The organism is Streptomyces glaucus (assembly GCF_039533365.1).
GTDB classification, from domain to species: Bacteria; Actinomycetota; Actinomycetes; order Streptomycetales; family Streptomycetaceae; genus Streptomyces; species Streptomyces glaucus.
On the sequence record NZ_BAAATK010000015.1, the window covers coordinates 16,917 to 35,370 of the forward strand.

Consider the following 18,454-nt stretch of genomic DNA (forward strand, 5'->3'; position numbering starts at 1 on the left):
TGGCGGTGCGGTGGTGAGACGCTGCACGGGGCCGCGTACATATGGCGGTGACGCGGCTCGTACGGGGAGGTGGCAGGCAAGTGGTGGAGCAGCTGACGCAGCACGATCCGCGGCGGATCGGGCCGTTCGAGGTGCTGGGACGGCTGGGGGCCGGCGGGATGGGGCTCGTCTATCTCGCGCGTTCGGCGTCCGGCCGGCGCGTGGCGATCAAGACGGTCCGGACGGAGCTCGCCGAGGACCAGCTGTTCCGTGTCCGCTTCACGCGCGAGGTCGAGGCCGCGCGGGCGGTCTCCGGCTTCTACACGGCCGCGGTCGTCGACGCCGACCCGCGCGCGGCCGTGCCGTGGCTGGCCACCGCGTACGTCCCCGCGCCCTCCCTCGAGGAGATAGTGAACGAGTGCGGGCCGCTGCCGGCCCAGGCGGTGCGCTGGCTGGCGGCGGGCGTCGCGGAGGCGCTGCAGTCCATCCACGGCGCCGGGCTGGTCCACCGGGACCTCAAGCCCTCCAACGTCCTCGTCGTCGAGGACGGCCCCCGGGTGATCGACTTCGGTATCGCGTCGGGCGTCTCGAACACCCGCCTGACGATGACGAACGTCGCCGTGGGCACCCCCGCCTACATGTCCCCGGAGCAGGCGAAGGACTCCCGCAGCGTCACCGGCGCCAGCGACGTGTTCTCCCTCGGCTCCACCCTCGTCTTCGCCGCCACCGGGCACGCCCCCTTCCACGGCGCCAACCCGGTCGAGACGGTCTTCATGCTGCTGCGCGAGGGCCCGGACCTGGACGGCCTGCCGGAGGAGCTGCGCCCGCTGATCGAGTCCTGCATGCAGCTGGACCCGGCGGCCCGCCCCACCCCCGCCGACCTCCAGGCCCAGCTCGCCCCGCACCTGTTCGGCTCGGGCTCCGACGACAGCGGCACGGCGTCGGCGTGGCTGCCGGAGCGGGCGGTGAGCCTGATCGAGGCGCGCCGCAACGGCCGCCCGCCCGTCACGGGCACCCGCGGCGGCGGACGCCCCACCGCACCCCCGGTGCCGCCGCCGCCCCCGCACGACCCCGTCGTCCCCGCCGCCCCGCCGGTGCCCGCCGCTCCTCCGGTGCCCGCCGTCCCGCCGGCGCCCGCGTCCGTCGGCGCCTCCGGCACCGGCACGGTCCGGCGGGCCGGCGCGGCGGTGCCCAGGTCCCGGCCCGCGCGTCGCCGACCTGCGCGCCGCCGTCAAGGCGCCCCCGCCGGAGGCCGCCCTCGCCGCCTCCTGGGCCAAGCCCCGCCCCGGCCTGGGCACCGCCGACCCCGCCGTGCCCGCGCCGCCGGTCCCGGCCGCGCCGCCGGAGCAGGCGAGCGGCTGGCGCCCGTGGCGGTTCCGCATGTCCAACGACGTCTGGGGCACCCCGGCGGTCGCCGACGACCTCGTCTACGTCACCTCCTTCGAGGTGCACGCCCTGGACGTGGCGACCGGCCGCCGCCGTTTCAAGACGCGGGACGTGGCCTGGTCGATGGCGGTCGCGGACGGCCGGATCCACGCCTCCGACGGCCCCACCCTGTTCGCCCTCGACGCCCGCGCGGGCACGGACCTGTGGCGTCTGCACACGGACGCCTGGGTGTACTCGCTCAAGGCCGGCCTGGGCACGGTCGTCACCGGCACGCGCGGCGGCGGCGTCCAGGGCTGGGAGGCCGCCACCGGCCGGAAGCTGTGGGAGATCACCGGCGCCCAGACCGACTTCGAGTCCCCGGAGGCCGGCCCGGTCCTGCACGAGGGCACGGTGTACGTCTGGCAGGACGCCCGCCTGCGCGCCCTGGACGCCCGCACCGGCGACGAGCGCTGGTCGTACCCGATCGGCGACGCGGCCTCCTGCGGCGGCGTCCCGGTCCGCGTGACGCACGCCCCGGACGGCTGCGTGTACGTCTGCGCCGGTACCCGGGTCCTGGCGCTGGAGGCCGCCGGCGGCCGCGTGCGCTGGCACTTCGAGGCCCCCGCGGTCTTCCTCTCCCCGCCCGCCTTCGTCCCCGGCCCGGCGGTCACCGGCGGCGGCGTCTACCTGGCCGACTACCTCGGCACGGTGTACGCGCTGGACGCCGCCGACGGCCGCGACCGCTGGCGCATCGCCACGGAGGCCCGGGCGTCGGTCGAGCCGGTGCTGGTGGCCGCGGGCCACGTCCACGTCGGCAGCGGCAAGGGCCTCTACACCCTGGACGCCGTCACCGGCACCCCCAAGTGGCGCTTCCAGGCGGGCGGCGACATCGTGGGCGCCCCGGCCGTGGCGGAGGGCCGTATCCACTTCGGCTCCACCGACCACCTCCTCTACACCCTGAAGGCCGACGACGGCCGTCTGCGCTGGAAGCTGGCGACGGGCGGCGAGATCACCGGCTCCCCGGTGGTCAGGGACGGCGTCGTCTACGCGTGCAGCAAGGACCGCTGCGTCTACGCGCTGGACGCGGAGAAGGGCACGGGCACGGCCCGGACCGCCTGAAGCGGGGCACGCGTCCCGCCGCCCCGGGACGGCCGTCGCGCGGAGGCGCGCAAGGGGCGCCGGACGCACGACGGCCGCGGCGGCTCCCCCTCCGCGCCGCCGCGGCCGAAATCGGTGAGGTGCGGGCTTACCGCGTCGGCTTGAACGGCTCCGACGTGGCGTGCATGTCCTTGGTCGTGAGGGGCTCACCGGTGGCGTGCATGTCCTCCGTCGTCAGACCGCCGTCGGCGGCCTGGGCGTCGTCGGCCGCGGCCACGCCGTCCGTCGTGCCGGTGGCGTGCATGTCCTGCGGCTTGGTGACCGGCTTGTCGCTCATGGTGCTGGCTCCGCTCGGTGTGTTCGTCCGTGGGTCGGCGGGCCCGCCCGGTCGCTCCCCCGAAGCCGGCCGGGCGGGCCCCGCCGGGCCGTGCCCCGGTTCGCCGGAGCACGGCCCTGTGCCGCGACCCGTCTGCCCCCCGACGCGACGGATCGACGGAGACAAGGATGGCGTGCGGTGATAAACGAACGATGAACGGGCCGGCGGCGCCTCAGGCGGCCCGGACCGGGCTCAGCAGTTCGCGCACCGCCGCCGCCTCGGGGGAGCCCAGTTCCTCGTAGATGCGCAGGGCCTCGCGCCAGCACACCTGCGCGCGGTCCGTCTGCCCGATGCCGGTGAGCGCGTGGCCGAGCATCGTCAGGACGTTGCCGCGCCGCCACGCGCCGCCGATCCCGCGCAGCACGGTGAGGGCCGTCTCCGCCTTGACGGCCGCCTGGGCGGGGCGCCGCGCGGCGAGGTCGACCTCGGCCAGGCGGAACAGGGTCATGCCCTCCCACAGCCGCTGCCGGCTGTCGCGGAAGACCTCCAGCGCTTCGCGGAGCCGGTCCGCCGCCGCGGTGAGCAGGCCGCTCTGGGTGAGGGCCATGCCCAGGGCGTAGCGGCCGTTCGCGCCCCGCATGGAGTTGCCCATGGCGTCGTAGATGCCGATGCCCCGCCGGGCCAGGGCCACCGCGCTCTGGGTCCGGCCGGTCGCCAGGTGGATGCGGGAGAGGTTGCACAGGGCGCTGGCCTCGCCCGGCCGGTCCCCCAGCGCGCGGAAGTGCTCGATGGCCCGGGAGAGGTGTTCCTCGCCGTCCGCGTGGCGGTTCTGGTAGAGCGCGATGATGCCGCGGGCGTTGCGGGCCCAGCAGACGGGCAGCAGGTCGTCCGCCGCGTGGGCCAGGCGGATCACCTGCTCCGCTTCCTGGTCCGCGAGGTCGAAGCGCCCGCCGTCGACGTGCGCGTGGGCCAGGGTCATCAGCGCGCGGGCCTCGGCCCGGGGCTCGCCGAACCGGCGTGCGGCTTCCAGGAGGGCCCGGGCCGTCGCCTCGTACTCCCTGGGGTTGGCGCCGGACTCCGACAGGTCCAGCGCGGCCCACAGCAGGTCGATGGCCCGCCGGAGGGTTCCGGGGCGGCCGGCGGACTGGCGGGCGAGGGCCAGCAGGCAGTTCGCCTCGGTGTAGAGCCAGTCCCGCGCGGCCCCACGGTCCGCGAACGCCAGCCCGGGGTGCCCGGTCGGCTGCAGGTGGTCCACCAGCCGGTCCCCGGGCCGTTCGATCGCGTACACCGCCGAGGCCGTGGCCAGGCAGAAGTCCAGCAGCCGCGACAGCGCCGCCGCCCGCTCGCCCGGCGGCCGCTCGTCCCGCTCCGCGCAGGCCCGCGCGTACAGCCGGACGAGGTCGTGGAAGCGGTAGCGGCCGGGGGCCGCCGACTCCAGCAGGGACGTGTCGACCAGGGACTCCAGCAGCTCCTCCGTGTCCGCCACGGGGAGGTCCAGCACCGCCGCCGCGGCCGCCAGGGAGATGTCCGGGCCGTCGGCCAGGCCCAGCAGCCGGAAGGCGCGGGCCTGGGCGGGTTCGAGCTGGCCGTAGCCCAGTTCGAAGGTGGCCTTGACCGCGAGGTCGCCGGCCCGGAGCTCGTCCAGGCGCCGGCGTTCGTCCGCCAGCTTCGCCGCCAGGACCGAGACCGTCCAGGTGCGGCGGGACGCCAGGCGGGAGGCGGCGATGCGGATCGCCAGCGGCAGGAAGCCGCAGGCCGCGACCACGTCCAGGGCCGCCTCCCGCTCCGCGGCGACCCGTTCCTCGCCGACGATCCTGGTGAACAGCGCCAGCGCCTCGTCCGGGGCCATCACGTCCAGGTCCACCAGGTGCGCCCCGGCCAGGTCCACCATCCGCACCCGGGACGTGACCAGGGCCGCGCAGCCCTCGGTGCCGGGCAGCAGCGGGCGCACCTGGGCGGCGTCCCGGGCGTTGTCCAGCAGCACCAGGACCCGCCGGCCGGCCAGGACCGACCGGTACAGCGCCGCCCGTTCCTCCAGGGAGTCCGGGACGGCCGCCTCCGGCGTGCCCAGGGCCCGCAGGAATGCGCCGAGCACCGTCTGGGGCTCCGCCGCCCGGGACCCCGCGCCCTGCAGGTCCACGTACAGCTGCCCGTCGGGGAAGGCCGCCCGCGCCTGGTGGGCCACGTGCACCGCCAGTGTCGTCTTGCCCACGCCGCCGATGCCCGCCACGGCCGACACCGCCATCACCCGGCCGTCCGCGGCGGCCAGGATCCCGCTCAGCTCGCGGACGAGGGCGGCCCGGCCGGTGAAGTCGGGCACGGTGGCGGGGAGCTGGGCCGGGCGGACCGGGCCCGCCGCCGGTTCGGCGACCGGGGAGGAGGGCTCCGCCAGGCCCGGGTCGGCGCGCAGGATGCGCTGCTGGAGCTCCGTCAGGCCCGGGCGCGGGTCGACGCCCAGCTCGTCCGCGAGCAGGCGGCGCGTGTCCGCGTACACCGCCAGCGCCTCCGCCTGCCGGCCGCTGCGGTACAGCGCCAGCATCAGCAGTTCGCGCAGCCGTTCGCGGAGCGGGTGGGCCGCCGTCAGGGCCGTCAGCTCCGAGACGGCCTCCGCGTGGCAGCCCTGTTCCAGGTCCATGTCCAGGCGGGTCTCCAGGAGTTGCAGGCGCCACTCCGCGAGGCGGACCCGCTGCGTCTGCGCGTACGGGCCCGGTACGCCCGCCAGCGGCTCCCCGTCCCACAGGGCCAGTGCCCGGCCCAGCACCTCCCGGGCGTGGCACAGGTCCCCGGCGGTGCGCGCCTTCTCCGCCTCGGCCGCCAGGTCCTGGGCGACCGCCAGGTCGAGGGCCCCTTCGGCCAGTCCGCGGATCGCGTAGCCGCCGGACTCGCTCACCAGCACGCCGGGGTCCAGGATCTTGCGCAGCCGGGAGGCGTACGTCCGCAGCGCCGCCAGCGCCCGCGAGGGCGGCTCCTCGCCCCACAGGGCGTCGATCAGCTCCGCCGCGGTGGCCGTGCGGCCCTCGCGCAGCAGCAGGGCGGCCAGCAGGGCGCGCTGCTGGGGGGAGCCGGTGTGCAGCGGTTCGTCGCCGCGCCAGGCGCGCACCGGACCGAGGACGCCGAAGCGCAGCACCGCCGACTCCGCCGAGGAGCCGGGCCGCCTCTGCTCCGGCACGCGCGGTCCACCGTCCATCGCCGTCCCCCTAGGCATCCTGAGCAACCCTGTCAGTTTGCCTTGTCGGCACGGACCCCGTCAGCCGCCCGAGCCACCGATCACAGCCGGTGCACGCGGGGCCACGGGTCCCTCACGTCTTCTCCTCGTGCCGTCGTGCGCCGGCGTGCCGACGACCCGTCAGGCGGGGCGGGCGGCCCGCCGTCCGGCGGCACGGCGCGCGGGCGGCGGGGCGCGCGGGGAGCCGGGACTCGTCCGGCGCGGAATCCGGGGTATCCGTTTCCCGGTGCCGCCAAGGTTGTTGCTGTTTCAATGGGTGCGGGAGCGGATCGGTGAGGACGGTGCGGTCATGCGGATCGTGACCTGGAATCTGTGGTGGCGGTTCGGGCCGTGGGAGGCGCGGCAGAAGGCGATCCTCGCCGTGCTGCGGGACCTCGGGCCGGACGTGGTCGGCCTGCAGGAGGTGTGGTCCGCCGACGGGGAGAACCTCGCGGAGTGGCTGGCCGGAGCGCTCGGCATGCACTGGACCTGGGCCGCCTCGCCGGTGCCCGGGCCGTGGCGGCGGCGGATCGGGGACCCGGCCGTGGACATCGGCAACGCGGTGCTGAGCCGCTGGCCCGTCGTCGAGCGGGACGTGCTGCGGCTGCCCGCGCCCCGGGAGCTCGACGACGGCCGGCTCGCCCTGTACGCCCGGCTGGCCGCCCCCGGCCACCAGGTGCCGTTCTTCACCGCCCACCTCGCCTCCGCCCTGCACGCCTCCGCCGTCCGCCGCGACCAGGCCGCCGCCCTCGCCCGCTTCGTGGCCCGGCACCGCGGGGACACCGGCTTCCCGCCCGTCGTCACCGGGGACTTCAACGCCTGGCCGGACTCCGACGAGATCCGGTTGCTCGGCGGGTACCGGACGGCGCCCGCCGTGCCGGGCCAGGTGCTGTTCGACGCCTGGCAGTACGCCGAGCCGGGCGCCCCCGACGCCACCTGGGACGCGGCCAACCCGTACGTCGCGGCCGGGCACGAGCCGAGCGCGCGGATCGACTACATCCACGTGGGGCCGCCCGGCCCCGGCGGCCTCGGCCACGTCCGCGCGGTCCGCCGGGCGGGCGACGGCCCGGTGGACGGCGTATGGCCGTCCGACCACGCCGCGGTCGTCGCCGACCTGGCGGAGACCTGACCCGGCGGGGGCCTGACCCGGCGGAGGCCCGAGCGGCCGAGCCGGTCCGGGCGGCGCCCCGGCGGCCCCGGCCCCCGGCCCCGGGCGGGTGTCAGCGGCGGCCCAGGAAGATCGGATTGGTGAAGGCGGCCAGGGCCCCCGGCACCGGCCCCGCCGCCGTCTCGTGCCGCACCTCCGCCCGGACGTAGGCCGCGTACGACGCCGTGGTCCGCCACTCGACCACGCCCGACCCGGCCACCGGCAGCGGGGAACTCGTGTACAGCACGCCCTGGTCGGTGACGAGGCGGACCGTGCAGCGGGGCGCGCCCGACACCTCCAGGCGGACCGTGACCGGGTCGTCGCGGTCCACCTCCAGCCGCTCCCCGACGCCCGCGTGCCGGCCGCGCCCGCCGCTCGCGGTGAACGCCAGCGTCACGTTCTTCGACTCGGCGACGTACGACCGTCCCGCCCGGATGCCCTCCTGGATCGCCCGCCGGGTCAGGTCGTCGGCCAGGACCACCGTCTGCGGGTGCCCGACGGCGTCCGGGTCGCGGTGGGCGTCGCTGCTGCCCATCGCCGGGATCCAGTCCCGGCCCTCCCGCACGGCGGCGACCAGCATGCCGTCCCAGTCCGCGAGCGCCACCTCGTCGTCGGGCGTCCAGGGGCCGTTCCACACCTCGACGGCGTCCGCCTCGCCGAAGCCGAACTTCCAGTTGCAGCCGATGCAGGTGGCGTGCGGGTGGGCGGGGACGACGAGTCCGCCGGCCCGGCGGATCTGCCGGGCGAAGCGGCCGAAGCGGTTGTCGCGGGCCCGGTAGCGCCAGTCGACGAAGGTCCCCGGGTCGGTGCCGAGCGCCACCAGGTGGCCGTTGCGGGTGGTGACCTCCTCGCCCAGCAGCACCAGCAGGTCGTCGCCGGCCACGTCGGCCCAGTGCGCGTGCCCCGCGTGCGTGTTGTGCTCCGAGGTGTTGACGAAGTCCAGCCCGGCCGCCCGGGCCAGCGCCCCGATCTCGGCGGGGGTGCGGCGGCCGTCGGAGAACCAGGAGTGCAGGTGGCAGTCGCCCCGGTACCAGGCCCGGCCCCGCCCCTTCGCCCGCTCCGGCGGGTACACCGGCTTCGCGGCCGCGCCGGGTTCGCCGTACGTCAGGGTGATCGTGACCTCGTACGCCAGGCCCTGCGGGGCCACCGTGTACGGGCCGAGCGCGATGTGCCAGGTGCCCTCGCGCACCGGGCCCGGGAGGTAGCCGGGCGTCGCCTCGTCCGCGCGCAGGAAGAACTCCGTGCGGGCCCCGCCCGACCAGCCGCGGAAGCCCCGGCCGCCCAGGTCGGTGCCGCGTTCGTCGAAGATGCCGATGTCCAGGGCGTTGCCGGGGGTGCCGGCCGGGACGGACGGCCGGTCGTAGGTGTAGGAGACCCTGATCTCCCGGACGCCGGAGGGGACCTCGACCGGCAGGTACACGAAGTCCGGCGAGCCGGGCGGCAGGGTGCCGCGCACGGTCCGCGTCGCGTGGCCGCCGCCGGCCCGGGCGGCGCCGTTCGCGAAGGTCACGCTTCCCAAGGTAAGGGCGGCCGCGGCGCCCGTCACGAACAGGGCGCGTCTGGCCGGGCCGGCGCCGTCGCGGTGGTCCTCGCACATGCTGCTGCTCCCAGGGGTCGTCGCGGGACAGGGCGGGGTGGTGCGGGGTGGTACGGGGCGGTGCGGGATGGTGCGGTGCCACTCTCGTACGCGGCGGTGAACCGCCGTACAAGACAGGGGAATCTGCGGTTGGCGAAGGACCGGCGCGCCGATGGTCCCGGCCGGCCGGTGCGGCGGGTGGCGCCCGGGCCGGCCCGCGCGGCGTCCCCCCGGGGCTGGGCCCGGCGGTGATCGACCCGACCGTATCCTCGAAGGATGACGACTTCCGCGACCCCCGGAACCGGCCCCACCGAGAACTCCATGCGTCGCGCCCTCAAACGCGCCCGGGACGGCGTCGCCCTCGACGTGGCCGAGGCGGCGGTGCTGCTCCAGGCCCGCGGGGCGCACCTGGACGACCTCGCCGCGTCCGCCGCCCGGGTGCGGGACGCCGGCTTGGCGGCGGCGGGCCGCCCCGGCGTCATCACCTACTCGAAGAGCGTCTTCATTCCGCTGACCCGGCTGTGCCGGGACAAGTGCCACTACTGCACGTTCGCCACCGTGCCCGGCAGGCTGCGCCGCGCCGGGCACGGGATGTTCATGTCGCCGGACGAGGTCCTGGACATCGCCCGCAAGGGCGCCGCCCTCGGCTGCAAGGAAGCCCTGATCACCCTCGGCGACAAGCCCGAGGACCGCTGGCCCGAGGCGCGCGAGTGGCTCGACGCGCACGGCTACGACGACACCATCGCCTACGTCCGGGCGATCTCCATCCGCATCCTGGAGGAGACGGGCCTGCTGCCCCACCTCAACCCGGGCGTGCTGACCTGGACCGACTTCCAGCGCCTGAAGCCGGTCGCCCCGAGCATGGGCATGATGCTGGAGACGACCGCGACCCGCCTGTGGTCCGAGCCCGGCGGCCCGCACCACGGCTCCCCGGACAAGGAACCCGCCGTGCGCCTGCGGGTCCTCCAGGACGCCGGCCGCTCCTCCGTGCCCTTCACCTCCGGCATCCTCATCGGCATCGGCGAGACGTACGAGGAGCGCGCCGAGTCCCTGTTCGCGCTCCGCAAGGTCTCCCGCGCCTACCACGGCATCCAGGAACTGATCATCCAGAACTTCCGCGCCAAGCCCGACACGGCGATGCGCGGCATGCCGGACGCCGAACTCGACGAACTGGTCGCCACGGTGGCCGTGGCCCGGCACATCATGGGCCCGGCGGCCTGCCTCCAGGCCCCGCCCAACCTCGTCGACGCCGAGTACGAACGCCTGATCGGCGCCGGCATCGACGACTGGGGCGGCGTCTCCCCGCTCACCATCGACCACGTCAACCCCGAGCGCCCCTGGCCGCAGATCGAGGAACTGGCGGAGAGGTCCCGGGCGGCCGGTTTCGAGCTGCGCGAACGCCTGTGCGTCTACCCGGAGTTCGTCCGGCGCGGCGAGCCCTGGCTGGACCCGCGGCTGCGCCCGCACGTGGCGGCCCTGGCCGACCCGGCCACCGGGCTCGCCCGCGAGGACGCCGTCGTCGAGGGCCGCCCCTGGCAGGAGCCGGAGGAGGTGTTCACCGCGTCCGGCCGCACCGACCTGCACGCGTCCATCGACACCGAGGGCCGCACCGCCGACCGCCGCGACGACTTCGACGAGGTGTACGGCGACTGGGACGCCCTGCGCGAGGCCGCGGCGCCCGGCATGGTCCCCGAGCGCATCGACACCGACGTGCGCTCCGCGCTGCGCACGGCGGCCGACGACCCGACCAGGCTGACCGACGCCGAGGCGCTCGCCCTGCTGCACGCCGACGGCCCGGCGCTGGACGCCCTGTGCCGTGTCGCGGACGACGTGCGCCGGTCGGCGGTCGGCGACGACGTGACGTACATCGTCACCCGGAACATCAACTTCACCAACGTCTGCTACACCGGCTGCCGTTTCTGCGCCTTCGCCCAGCGCCGCACCGACGCCGACGCCTACACGCTCTCCCTGGAGCAGGTCGCGGACCGCGCCCAGCAGGCCTGGGAAGTGGGCGCGGTGGAGGTGTGCATGCAGGGCGGCATCCACCCGGACCTGCCGGGCACCGCGTACTTCGACATCGCGAAGGCGGTCAAGGAACGCGTCCCCGGCATGCACGTGCACGCCTTCTCCCCGATGGAGGTCGTCAACGGCGCGACCCGCACCGGCATGTCGATCCGCGAGTGGCTGACGGCGGCCAAGGAGGCGGGCCTGGACTCCATCCCGGGCACGGCCGCCGAGATCCTCGACGACGAGGTCCGCTGGGTCCTCACCAAGGGCAAGCTCCCCACGGCCACCTGGATCGAGGTGATCGAGACCGCGCACGAGCTGGGCATCCGGTCCAGCTCGACCATGATGTACGGCCACGTCGACCAGCCCCGGCACTGGCTGGGACACCTGCGCACCCTGGCCGGCATCCAGCAGCGCACGGGCGGCTTCACGGAGTTCGTCACCCTCCCCTTCATCCACACCAACGCCCCCGTCTACCTCGCGGGCATCGCCCGCCCCGGCCCGACCATGCGGGACAACCGCGCGGTGACGGCGATGGCGCGCCTCCTGCTCCACCCCTGGATCCCCAACATCCAGACCAGCTGGGTGAAGCTGGGCACCGAGGGCGCGGCCGAGATGCTCCGCTCCGGCGCGAACGACCTGGGCGGCACGCTGATGGAGGAGACGATCTCGCGGATGGCGGGCTCCTCGTACGGCTCGTACAAGTCGGTCCGGGACCTGGTGGCGGTGGCCGAGGCCGCCGGCCGCCCGGCGCGCCCGCGCACCACGTTGTACGGGGAGGTGCCCGAGGAGCGGCAGCGGGCGGCGGCGGCGTCGGACGGGCACCTGCCGGAACTGCTGCCGGTGCTGGACTGACCGGCGGAGGACGCACAGTACGATGATCGGACCCCACGGTGAGGGGGGTCTGTAGCTGAGGAGATGCGTGCCCGTGATTCCCTCGTGGGCCTGGGTGACCGGTCTGACCGTGGGAGCGGTTGCGGCGGTGGCCGTCCTTGCCGTCCAGGCGGACCAGGGGCCGCGCCCCGCCGCCGCGACGGCCCGGCCGAGCGCCTCGCCGTCCCCGAGCGCGAGCGCGAGGCCCAGCCCCGCCGCGTCCGCCCCGGTGCGGGTACCGGACGGTTCCGGCACCGGGCGGCGCATCGTCTACTCCCTCGGGCAGAAGCGGGTGTGGCTGATAGACGCCAGCGACGCCCCGCGCCGCACCTTCCCGGTGTGGCCCGGCACGGTCAGCCCGGACCCGGGCACCTACACGGTCGGCACCCGCAACGAGGCCACGACCGGCAGCGACGGCGTGCAGATCGAGCACATCGTCTACTTCACCGCCAAGTCCGGCGTCTCGATCGCCTTCTCCAACGCGGTGGACGGCGCGTCGCCCCCGCCGCCCGCCGCGGGCGCCCGGACCGGCGGCATACGGATGCGCAAGGCGGACGGGGCGGCGCTGTGGACGTTCGGCACGGCGGGGACGACGGTGGCGGTCGTCAAGTAGCGTCGCCGGCCTGCTCGCTCGCCCCGGACGGCAGATGGTTCACGAGCAGCACGACCCCGCTGAACACGAACACCCGCGTCGCCGCGTCCAGCCCGTTCCAGTCCTCCGACTGCCACATCGCGAACCACTCCCCGCCGATCGCGATGAACCCGGCGCCGAACAGCAGCATCACCATGAGCAGGCCGTAGGTGGAGAAGCGGCGGGCCCGCGGCTGATCCCGCCGGGCCCACAGCCACGTCCCGTACCCGAGCACCAGCGCGGCGACGGTCTCCCACACGATGATCGCGACATAGGCGGCGTCCTGCAGACCCTCGTTCGTGATCGCCCGCCACATCAGGTCCTCGTCCCTGAACGTGGTGTCCATGGCCAGCACATGCCGGACGAACTGCTGGTTGGTGCCGAAGTCCGTGATGTTCCCGAGGGCGACGAGCGCCATGTAGAGGGCGACGGACGCGGTGAGGAGGGTCGCGGTCAGGGGGAGGGCGCGGGACGCGCGTGCGGTGGTGGCCATGCCGGGAGTCTTCCCGGCATGGCTGGATATTGCCCGTATGTATTGAGCCAGAGATGAGGCCTCGGTTCATCGCACGCCGTAGGCGCCGGCCGCGCCCGTTGGTGTCGGTCCGGCGTCGTTGACCACGTCGAGCTCACGGCGCGGTCACCTCACCGTGGTCCCCGCCCGGCAACTGGCGGGTGAGCCGCGCGGCCAGTTCGGGGTCGGCGAGGATGCGTGCCGTCGCGCCGTTCGACGACGACTCGGTGAAGGCGGGCATGGGCATCCGGTTGGTCCACGTCCTGCGTGGCGTCGAGCAGTTCGGCTGAGAACCGCTTCGGTTCGTCCGTCGACAGGTGACGGGCCCACGGGGAGACCGAGGGGAGCGACGCCCACGGCCGCTTCACGCTGTGGGTCACGGCTGACCGGACCCCTCTGCCGGGCGGGACGCCCTCCGCGATGTCCGCGAGCGGCGTTCAGCGCCGTGCCGCGAATCCGAGAAATTCTGTCCATGCGCCGCCGGTGAAGGCGAGCCGTGCGCCGTTCCTGTCCTTGGAGTCGCGGACGTGGACGGTGGTGCGGGCGGGGGATATGGCGACTTCGACGCAGTCGGCGTCGTCGTTGCCGCTGTAGCTGCTCTTGAACCACGTCAGCGCGGAGGTCATGTCACTTCTCCCAACACTTTTTCGATGAAGGCCCGTGATTCACGGGGTGTGAGAGCCTGCGCCCGGATCATTCCATAGCGCATCTCCAAGATCTGGGCTTGTCGAGGATCAGTAATCACTCGGTCGTGCAACTGGCCCACGGAGTGCCCCAGTGTCTTGCCGTCCCTGAGCTTCAGGAGCCGGAACGAGCCCATCATGCCTGCGTGGTCCTCTCGGCTCGTTGGCATGACTTGGATCTCGACGTGCCGCAACTCGCTGATTTCCAAAAGGCGTTGAAGCTGCCGGCGCAGCACCATTCTGCCCCCGACGGGCCTCCGCAGTGTCGCCTCTTCTTGGACAAACGTGACCAACGGTCGGGGTGTGCGCTCGAAGACTGCCGCCCGTGCCATGCGTGCGGCGACAAGGCGCTCGATCTCGTCCTCCGTGTATGCGGGCAGCCGCATCTCATACAACGCCTGTGCGTACTCCGGTGTCTGCAACAGGCCGTGAACGGTGAGAGCGGCGTAGGCCCCCATCTCGACGGCTTCTTCCTCCAATTTCGTCAGGTCCCGGACGCTCTTCGGATACCGGGCCTTCTCCACGTCCTCCTTCATCGCGGACAGCTTCCCGCCCGCCCCCAGCACCTCGTCGGCCTTGTCCAGGAACTCCGGTTTGGGGATCCGCCTGCCCCGTTCCACGGACGAGACCATGTCCTCGCCGTACCCGATCGCCGCGCCGAGTTCCGCCTGCTTCAGTCCGGCGGCCTCGCGCCACAGCTTGATCTGCCGTGCGACCGTCCTGACGACGGCCGCGGCCTCCTCGTCCTCCACGTCTTCCCCTCCCGACGGAGCCGTACGATCCCGGCGCGCGACCGAACAGTCACGCTCCGTACCAGGGTCGTTGCTGTTCAGGGTAGGGACGGATGGCCACGCTGGGTGACATGAGCCAGAAATCCCTCCCCCGGATCACCCGCCCCGCCCGCCACTTCACGGTTCGGTTGTCCGCGACCCGAAGGGGTGCTCGACTCGCCCGGCTGCTCACCGAACGCCAACTCGACGACTGGGGCGACCCGTTCGGGTCCGCCGCGCAGGTCGTGGCCGAACTGGCGTCGAACGCCGTGCTCCACGGGCGCGTACCGGGACGGGACTTCCGGCTCGGTCTCGAGCTGCGCCCCGACGGCACCCTCCGCATCGAGGTCACCGACGCCCGGGGCGACCGGATGCCGCGCGTCCCCGGCCCGGCGGCGCCGGACGCGGAGTCGGGCCGGGGCCTGCTGCTGGTGGCGGCGTACGCGGACCGGTGGGGCGTCGACGCGGCGGCCGCCGGGTGCAAGACCGTGTGGGCCGAGCTGGCACCGGACCGCGCGGACCCGTGACCCGGTGCGGCGCCGCGCCGAGGACCGAAGGGCCGGGAAAGGCGGGGACCGCTTCACTGCCCCCGCCGACCACCCGCAAGGGTGAACATCGCCGACCCGGCTGGCGGGCGAGGCGTTCCGTGGGGGAGCGTCGGCCACGGCAACCGTGCCCGTACATCGGCCCCGCCGGATCCGGACCGGCATCCCGGCGGGAGGCCCGATCAGCGAGGAAGACGAGACCTCCCCTATGACCGACCAGCACCTCGACGTGTTCCAGCACACCTCGTCCGGCCGCTCCGACGGCGGCGTCGAGCACGTCGGCGAACCCCTGCGCGGCGATTTCATCGTGGTCGCGAACGACCTCCTCCAGCACCCGGAGCTGTCCCTGGCGGCGATCGGCCTCGCGGTCCACATCCAGTCGCTGCCCGCCGGCACCCCGATCGAGGTCGAGGCGCTGGCCGCGAGGTTCCCCGAGGGGGAGGACCTGATCGCCGACGCCCTGCGGGAACTGGAGGCGCACGGGTACCTGGCGTCCGCCTAGGAGCGCCCGCACCGGCCCCGGACGCGCCGCGGGACGCGGCCGCCCGGGCCGCGCCCGGCCGGTTCCCGGCCCCGGCGGGCCGTGGGGCGGAGGCGGGACCGTGACCGGCTGCTCCCGGAATCCCGTACCTCGTCCGGCCGGTGACCGGCCGGCCACGATCACACCAGTCACACCCCGCGTTCACTTGCGCCCCCTGACCCCCCGTCCTCGTTCGATTACAGTGCTGGGCGTCGTACGGACGGACGGTTCCCCCGGGGAGGACTAGGTGAGTGCGACCGCTGGTGCCGTCTGGGGGCGTACCGAGCAGCAGGACTTCCGCAGCCGGGTGCGCGGGACCCTGCTCGGGGTGGCCGTCGGGGACGCGCTGGGGGCACCCGTGAACGGGCTGGACCTCGGGGGGATCCGGGCGGCGTACGGCGGTGAGGGGCTGCTCGACCTGGCCCCCGCGTACGGCAGGCGCGGTGCCGTCACCCACCTCACGCAGCTCACCCTGTTCTCCACGGACGGGCTGATCCGCGCCCAGGTGCGGCGCGACACCGGCGCCTGGCACCCGCCGACCGACCTGCACCGGGCGTACCGGCGCTGGGCCGCCACCCAGCGGGACTGGGGCCCGGACGAGCGGCGCGAGGAGGACGGCTGGCTCGCCCGCGAGGAGTGGCTGTACGCCCGGCGCGGCCCCACCCGCGCCCTGCTGCTCGGACTCGGCGACGACACCATGGGCACCCCGGGCGCGCCCAAGAACCCCGCCGAGCCCGGGCCCGAGGCCGCCGCCCGCTCCGCGCCCTTCGGACTGCTGGTCGGCTGGGACCCGCACCTGGTCGCCCAGCTCGCCGTGGAGTGCGCGGCGCAGACCCACGGCCACCCCGTCGCCTGCCTCGCGGCGGGCGCGTACGCCGTGATCGTGCACGCGCTGGCCCGCGGCGACGACCTCGACGGCGCGGTGCGGCGGGCGCTCGCCCTGCTGGCCTCCCGACCGGGGCACGAGCCGGTGTCCGAGGCGCTGCGGCACGCGCTCGGCGCCGTGCGGCAGGGGGCGCCGACACCGGAGCGGGTGGCCCGGCTGACGGGGGAGGGGACGGCGGAGGCGCTGGTGGCCACCGCCGTGTACTGCGCCCTCGTCGGCGAGGACGTCCGGCACGGGCTGTGCCTGGCCGTCAACCAGGACGGGCCCTCCGCCGTGGCGGGCGCGCTGACCGGCGGCCTCCTCGGCGCGCTGCACGGCGAGACGGCCCTCCCGCCCGCCTGGGTGGTCGAACTGGAGGGCCGCCCCACGATCCTGGAACTGGCCGACGACTTCGCCATGGAGATGACCCAGGGACCGGCCCTGCACGGCCCGTCGGGAGCCTCGCCGGGGTGGCTCGCCCGGTATCCCCGGGGCTGAGCCCGCGCCCGGCCGGGGCTCCGGGACCGTGACCGTGACCACGGCAGGGGCCCGGGCCCGGGAACCGCCATGGCCGTTCCGGCCCGTCGTCCTCGTCGGCGGTTCCGGTTCGCGCCGGCTGTCTCAGTCCTTCGCCCGGGTCCCCACCGGGTTCTCCCGTCCGCCGGCCGGCGACGGGACCGCCGCCGCGGCGGCGCCGTCCCCGTCCGTGTTGACCTGCTCGATGATCGCCAGCCGCTCCGGGGTGTCCTCCGGCTTCAGGTAGCCGATGAGGACGTAGAGGACCAGCGACACCGCCAGCGGGATCGACACCTGGTACTGGAGCGGGACGCCGCCGTCGACGTTCCAGCTGATCGGGTAGTTGACCAGCCAGAAGGTGAGCAGACCCATCGACCAGCTCACCAGCGCCGCCGTCGGGCCGGAGCGGCGGAACGGGCGCAGCAGGCCCAGCATCATCGGGATCGCCATCGGGCCCATCAGCCCGGCCACCCACTTGATGACGACCGTGATGATGTCCTTGAAGGCGGGGGAGTTGACCTGGGTCGCCGCCGCCATGGACAGGCCGAGGAAGACGACGGTGGCGATCCGCGCCACGCGCAGGCCCTGGCCCTCGCTCCACGTCCGCGCCCGGGCCCACACCACCGGCATGCAGTCGCGGGTGAACACGGCCGCGATGGCGTTGGCGTCGGAGGAGCACATGGCCATCGTGTGGGAGAAGAAGCCGACGATGACCAGGCCCAGCAGGCCGTGCGGCAGGAGCTGCTCGGTCATCAGGGCGTACGAGTCCGAGCCGTCCGGCTTCTGCGACTCCACCAGCAGCGGCGACATCCACATCGGGAAGAACAGCACCAGCGGCCAGACCAGCCACAGCACCGCCGACAGCCGCGCCGAGCGCTCGGCCTCCTTCGCGGTGGGCGTGGCCATGTAGCGCTGGGCCTGGTTGAGCATGCCGCCGTTGTACTCGAAGAGCTTGATGAACAGGAAGGCCAGCAGGAACACCGTGCCGTACGGGCCGACCAGGGGTTTCTCGTGGCCGTGCAGCTCCGGCTGGTCCCACACGCCGAAGAAGCCGCCGTGGTCGTCGAGCCGCACCACGACGGCGAGGAACATGGCGACGCCGGCCAGCAACTGGATGACGAACTGGCCGAGTTCGGTCAGGGCGTCCGCCCACAGGCCGCCGATGGTGCAGTAGACGGCGGTGATGGTGCCGGTGATGAGGATGCCCTGGTTGAGCGAGATGCCGGTGAAGACGGACAGCAGCGTGGCGATCGCCGCCCACTTGGCGCCCACGTCCACGATCTTCAGCAGCATCCCGGACCAGGCGAGCGCCTGCTGGGTCTTCAGGTCGTAACGGTTCTTCAGGTACTCCAGCGGGGAGGCCACACGGAGCCGGGAGCGCAGCCGGTTGATGCGCGGCGCGAACAGCTTCGACCCGATGGCGATGCCCAGCGCGATCGGGAAGGACCAGGTGACGAAGGAGGTGACACCGTAGGTGTAGGCGATGCCCGCGTACCCGGTGAACATCACCGCGCTGTAGCCCGACATGTGGTGCGAGATGCCGGAGAGCCACCAGGGCATCTTGCCGCCGGCCGTGAAGAAGTCGCTGACGTTGTCCACGCGCTTGTGCGACCAGACGCCGATGGCGACCATCACGGCGAAGTAGCCGATGAGCACGGCCCAGTCGAGACTGTTCATGTGCCCCCTTCCAGGGTCCGCCTTGTGAACGGCTCGCTCATCGTGGGTGCGGTGAAGCGGGCACGACAAGCGCACGTCAGGTCAAGGGGAAGTAAAATAGTTCCACTTGATGACTTGCGTTCACGAGTCTGAACCGAAGAAGGGGGGTTCGGCGTGGTGCCGGACCCCGG

General features: G+C 74.3%; 14 protein-coding genes and 1 pseudogene. 7 read left to right on the top strand and 8 right to left on the bottom strand.

The features are described from left to right. The first annotated feature begins 80 nt into the window (after nucleotides 1–80). Nucleotides 81–2,463 (top strand): annotated as a pseudogene (afsK, locus tag ABD363_RS13670) (protein serine/threonine kinase AfsK). A 127-nt stretch (nucleotides 2,464–2,590) separates the two neighbouring features. Here the strand turns inward: afsK and ABD363_RS13675 are convergent. Next, on the bottom strand, nucleotides 2,591–2,779 hold the full coding sequence (locus ABD363_RS13675) for a hypothetical protein (protein WP_344603033.1): 189 nt from the start codon (nucleotides 2,777–2,779) through the stop codon (nucleotides 2,591–2,593). 211 nt (nucleotides 2,780–2,990) lie between these two features. Next, nucleotides 2,991–5,945, bottom strand: a complete 2,955-nt coding sequence (afsR, locus tag ABD363_RS13680) for an SARP-family global regulator AfsR (protein ID WP_344603035.1) — start codon at nucleotides 5,943–5,945, stop codon at nucleotides 2,991–2,993. A 328-nt stretch (nucleotides 5,946–6,273) separates the two neighbouring features. Here afsR and ABD363_RS13685 point away from each other — a divergent pair, with 328 nt between their 5' ends. Then, nucleotides 6,274–7,092: an endonuclease/exonuclease/phosphatase family protein gene (locus ABD363_RS13685; RefSeq protein ID WP_344603037.1), complete on the top strand. Its 819-nt coding sequence runs from the start codon at nucleotides 6,274–6,276 to the stop codon at nucleotides 7,090–7,092. Nucleotides 7,093–7,183: 91 nt separating this feature from the next. Here the strand turns inward: ABD363_RS13685 and ABD363_RS13690 are convergent, their stop codons facing one another. Then, nucleotides 7,184–8,707, bottom strand: coding sequence for a CehA/McbA family metallohydrolase (locus ABD363_RS13690; protein ID WP_344603039.1), 1,524 nt, complete (start codon nucleotides 8,705–8,707; stop codon nucleotides 7,184–7,186). 255 nt (nucleotides 8,708–8,962) lie between these two features. Between ABD363_RS13690 and ABD363_RS13695 the strand changes: the two genes are divergently transcribed. After that, a complete protein-coding gene (locus ABD363_RS13695) occupies nucleotides 8,963–11,548 on the top strand; it encodes a bifunctional FO biosynthesis protein CofGH (protein ID WP_344603041.1) in 2,586 nt (861 codons plus the stop codon). Nucleotides 11,549–11,615: 67 nt separating this feature from the next. Next, nucleotides 11,616–12,179, top strand: coding sequence for a hypothetical protein (locus ABD363_RS13700; protein WP_344603043.1), 564 nt, complete (start codon nucleotides 11,616–11,618; stop codon nucleotides 12,177–12,179). On the opposite strand, the gene ABD363_RS13705 is transcribed toward ABD363_RS13700, so the two are convergent. The 4 genes from ABD363_RS13705 to ABD363_RS13720 all read right to left on the bottom strand — a co-directional run bounded on the left by ABD363_RS13705 (nucleotide 12,172) and on the right by ABD363_RS13720 (nucleotide 14,143). Beyond that, nucleotides 12,172–12,690, bottom strand: a complete 519-nt coding sequence (locus tag ABD363_RS13705) for a DUF2165 domain-containing protein (protein WP_344603045.1) — start codon at nucleotides 12,688–12,690, stop codon at nucleotides 12,172–12,174. The genes ABD363_RS13700 and ABD363_RS13705 overlap by 8 nt on opposite strands. Before the next feature lie 133 nt (nucleotides 12,691–12,823). Next, nucleotides 12,824–12,955, bottom strand: a complete 132-nt coding sequence (locus ABD363_RS13710; protein ID WP_344603047.1) for a hypothetical protein — start codon at nucleotides 12,953–12,955, stop codon at nucleotides 12,824–12,826. Between the two features lie 190 nt (nucleotides 12,956–13,145). Further along, nucleotides 13,146–13,334: a DUF397 domain-containing protein gene (locus ABD363_RS13715; RefSeq protein ID WP_344603049.1), complete on the bottom strand. Its 189-nt coding sequence runs from the start codon at nucleotides 13,332–13,334 to the stop codon at nucleotides 13,146–13,148. Further along, a complete protein-coding gene (locus ABD363_RS13720) occupies nucleotides 13,331–14,143 on the bottom strand; it encodes a helix-turn-helix domain-containing protein (RefSeq protein WP_344603051.1) in 813 nt (270 codons plus the stop codon). The genes ABD363_RS13715 and ABD363_RS13720 overlap by 4 nt, the downstream gene beginning before the upstream one ends. 110 nt (nucleotides 14,144–14,253) lie before the next feature. Here ABD363_RS13720 and ABD363_RS13725 point away from each other — a divergent pair, with 110 nt between their 5' ends. From ABD363_RS13725 to ABD363_RS13735, 3 genes are all read left to right on the top strand, one after another. Beyond that, the gene (locus ABD363_RS13725) at nucleotides 14,254–14,688 is read left to right on the top strand and encodes an ATP-binding protein (protein ID WP_344603053.1); all 435 of its coding nucleotides are present in this window, start codon (nucleotides 14,254–14,256) and stop codon (nucleotides 14,686–14,688) included. 226 nt (nucleotides 14,689–14,914) lie between these two features. Next, nucleotides 14,915–15,208 (top strand): hypothetical protein, encoded by a 294-nt coding sequence (locus tag ABD363_RS13730; RefSeq protein WP_425577984.1) that lies wholly within the window; start codon nucleotides 14,915–14,917, stop codon nucleotides 15,206–15,208. A 265-nt stretch (nucleotides 15,209–15,473) separates the two neighbouring features. Continuing rightward, nucleotides 15,474–16,589: an ADP-ribosylglycohydrolase family protein gene (locus tag ABD363_RS13735; RefSeq protein ID WP_344603055.1), complete on the top strand. Its 1,116-nt coding sequence runs from the start codon at nucleotides 15,474–15,476 to the stop codon at nucleotides 16,587–16,589. 123 nt (nucleotides 16,590–16,712) lie between these two features. On the opposite strand, the gene ABD363_RS13740 is transcribed toward ABD363_RS13735, so the two are convergent. Further along, nucleotides 16,713–18,284: a sodium:solute symporter family protein gene (locus tag ABD363_RS13740; RefSeq protein ID WP_344603057.1), complete on the bottom strand. Its 1,572-nt coding sequence runs from the start codon at nucleotides 18,282–18,284 to the stop codon at nucleotides 16,713–16,715. Nucleotides 18,285–18,454 lie beyond the last annotated feature (170 nt).

Bases quoted from the DNA above. Each gene is read 5' to 3' on its own strand.
- ABD363_RS13715 (WP_344603049.1), bottom strand. From the start codon at position 13,334: ATGACCTCCGCGCTGACGTGGTTCAAGAGCAGCTACAGCGGCAACGAC.
- ABD363_RS13730 (WP_425577984.1), top strand. From the start codon at position 14,915: ATGACCGACCAGCACCTCGACGTGTTCCAGCACACCTCGTCCGGCCGC.
- ABD363_RS13725 (WP_344603053.1), top strand. From the start codon at position 14,254: ATGAGCCAGAAATCCCTCCCCCGGATCACCCGCCCCGCCCGCCACTTC.
- ABD363_RS13740 (WP_344603057.1), bottom strand. From the start codon at position 18,284: ATGAACAGTCTCGACTGGGCCGTGCTCATCGGCTACTTCGCCGTGATG.
- ABD363_RS13675 (WP_344603033.1), bottom strand. From the start codon at position 2,779: ATGAGCGACAAGCCGGTCACCAAGCCGCAGGACATGCACGCCACCGGC.
- ABD363_RS13690 (WP_344603039.1), bottom strand. From the start codon at position 8,707: ATGTGCGAGGACCACCGCGACGGCGCCGGCCCGGCCAGACGCGCCCTG.
- ABD363_RS13710 (WP_344603047.1), bottom strand. From the start codon at position 12,955: ATGCCCATGCCCGCCTTCACCGAGTCGTCGTCGAACGGCGCGACGGCA.
- ABD363_RS13705 (WP_344603045.1), bottom strand. From the start codon at position 12,690: ATGGCCACCACCGCACGCGCGTCCCGCGCCCTCCCCCTGACCGCGACC.
- afsR (WP_344603035.1), bottom strand. From the start codon at position 5,945: ATGGACGGTGGACCGCGCGTGCCGGAGCAGAGGCGGCCCGGCTCCTCG.
- ABD363_RS13695 (WP_344603041.1), top strand. From the start codon at position 8,963: ATGACGACTTCCGCGACCCCCGGAACCGGCCCCACCGAGAACTCCATG.
- ABD363_RS13685 (WP_344603037.1), top strand. From the start codon at position 6,274: ATGCGGATCGTGACCTGGAATCTGTGGTGGCGGTTCGGGCCGTGGGAG.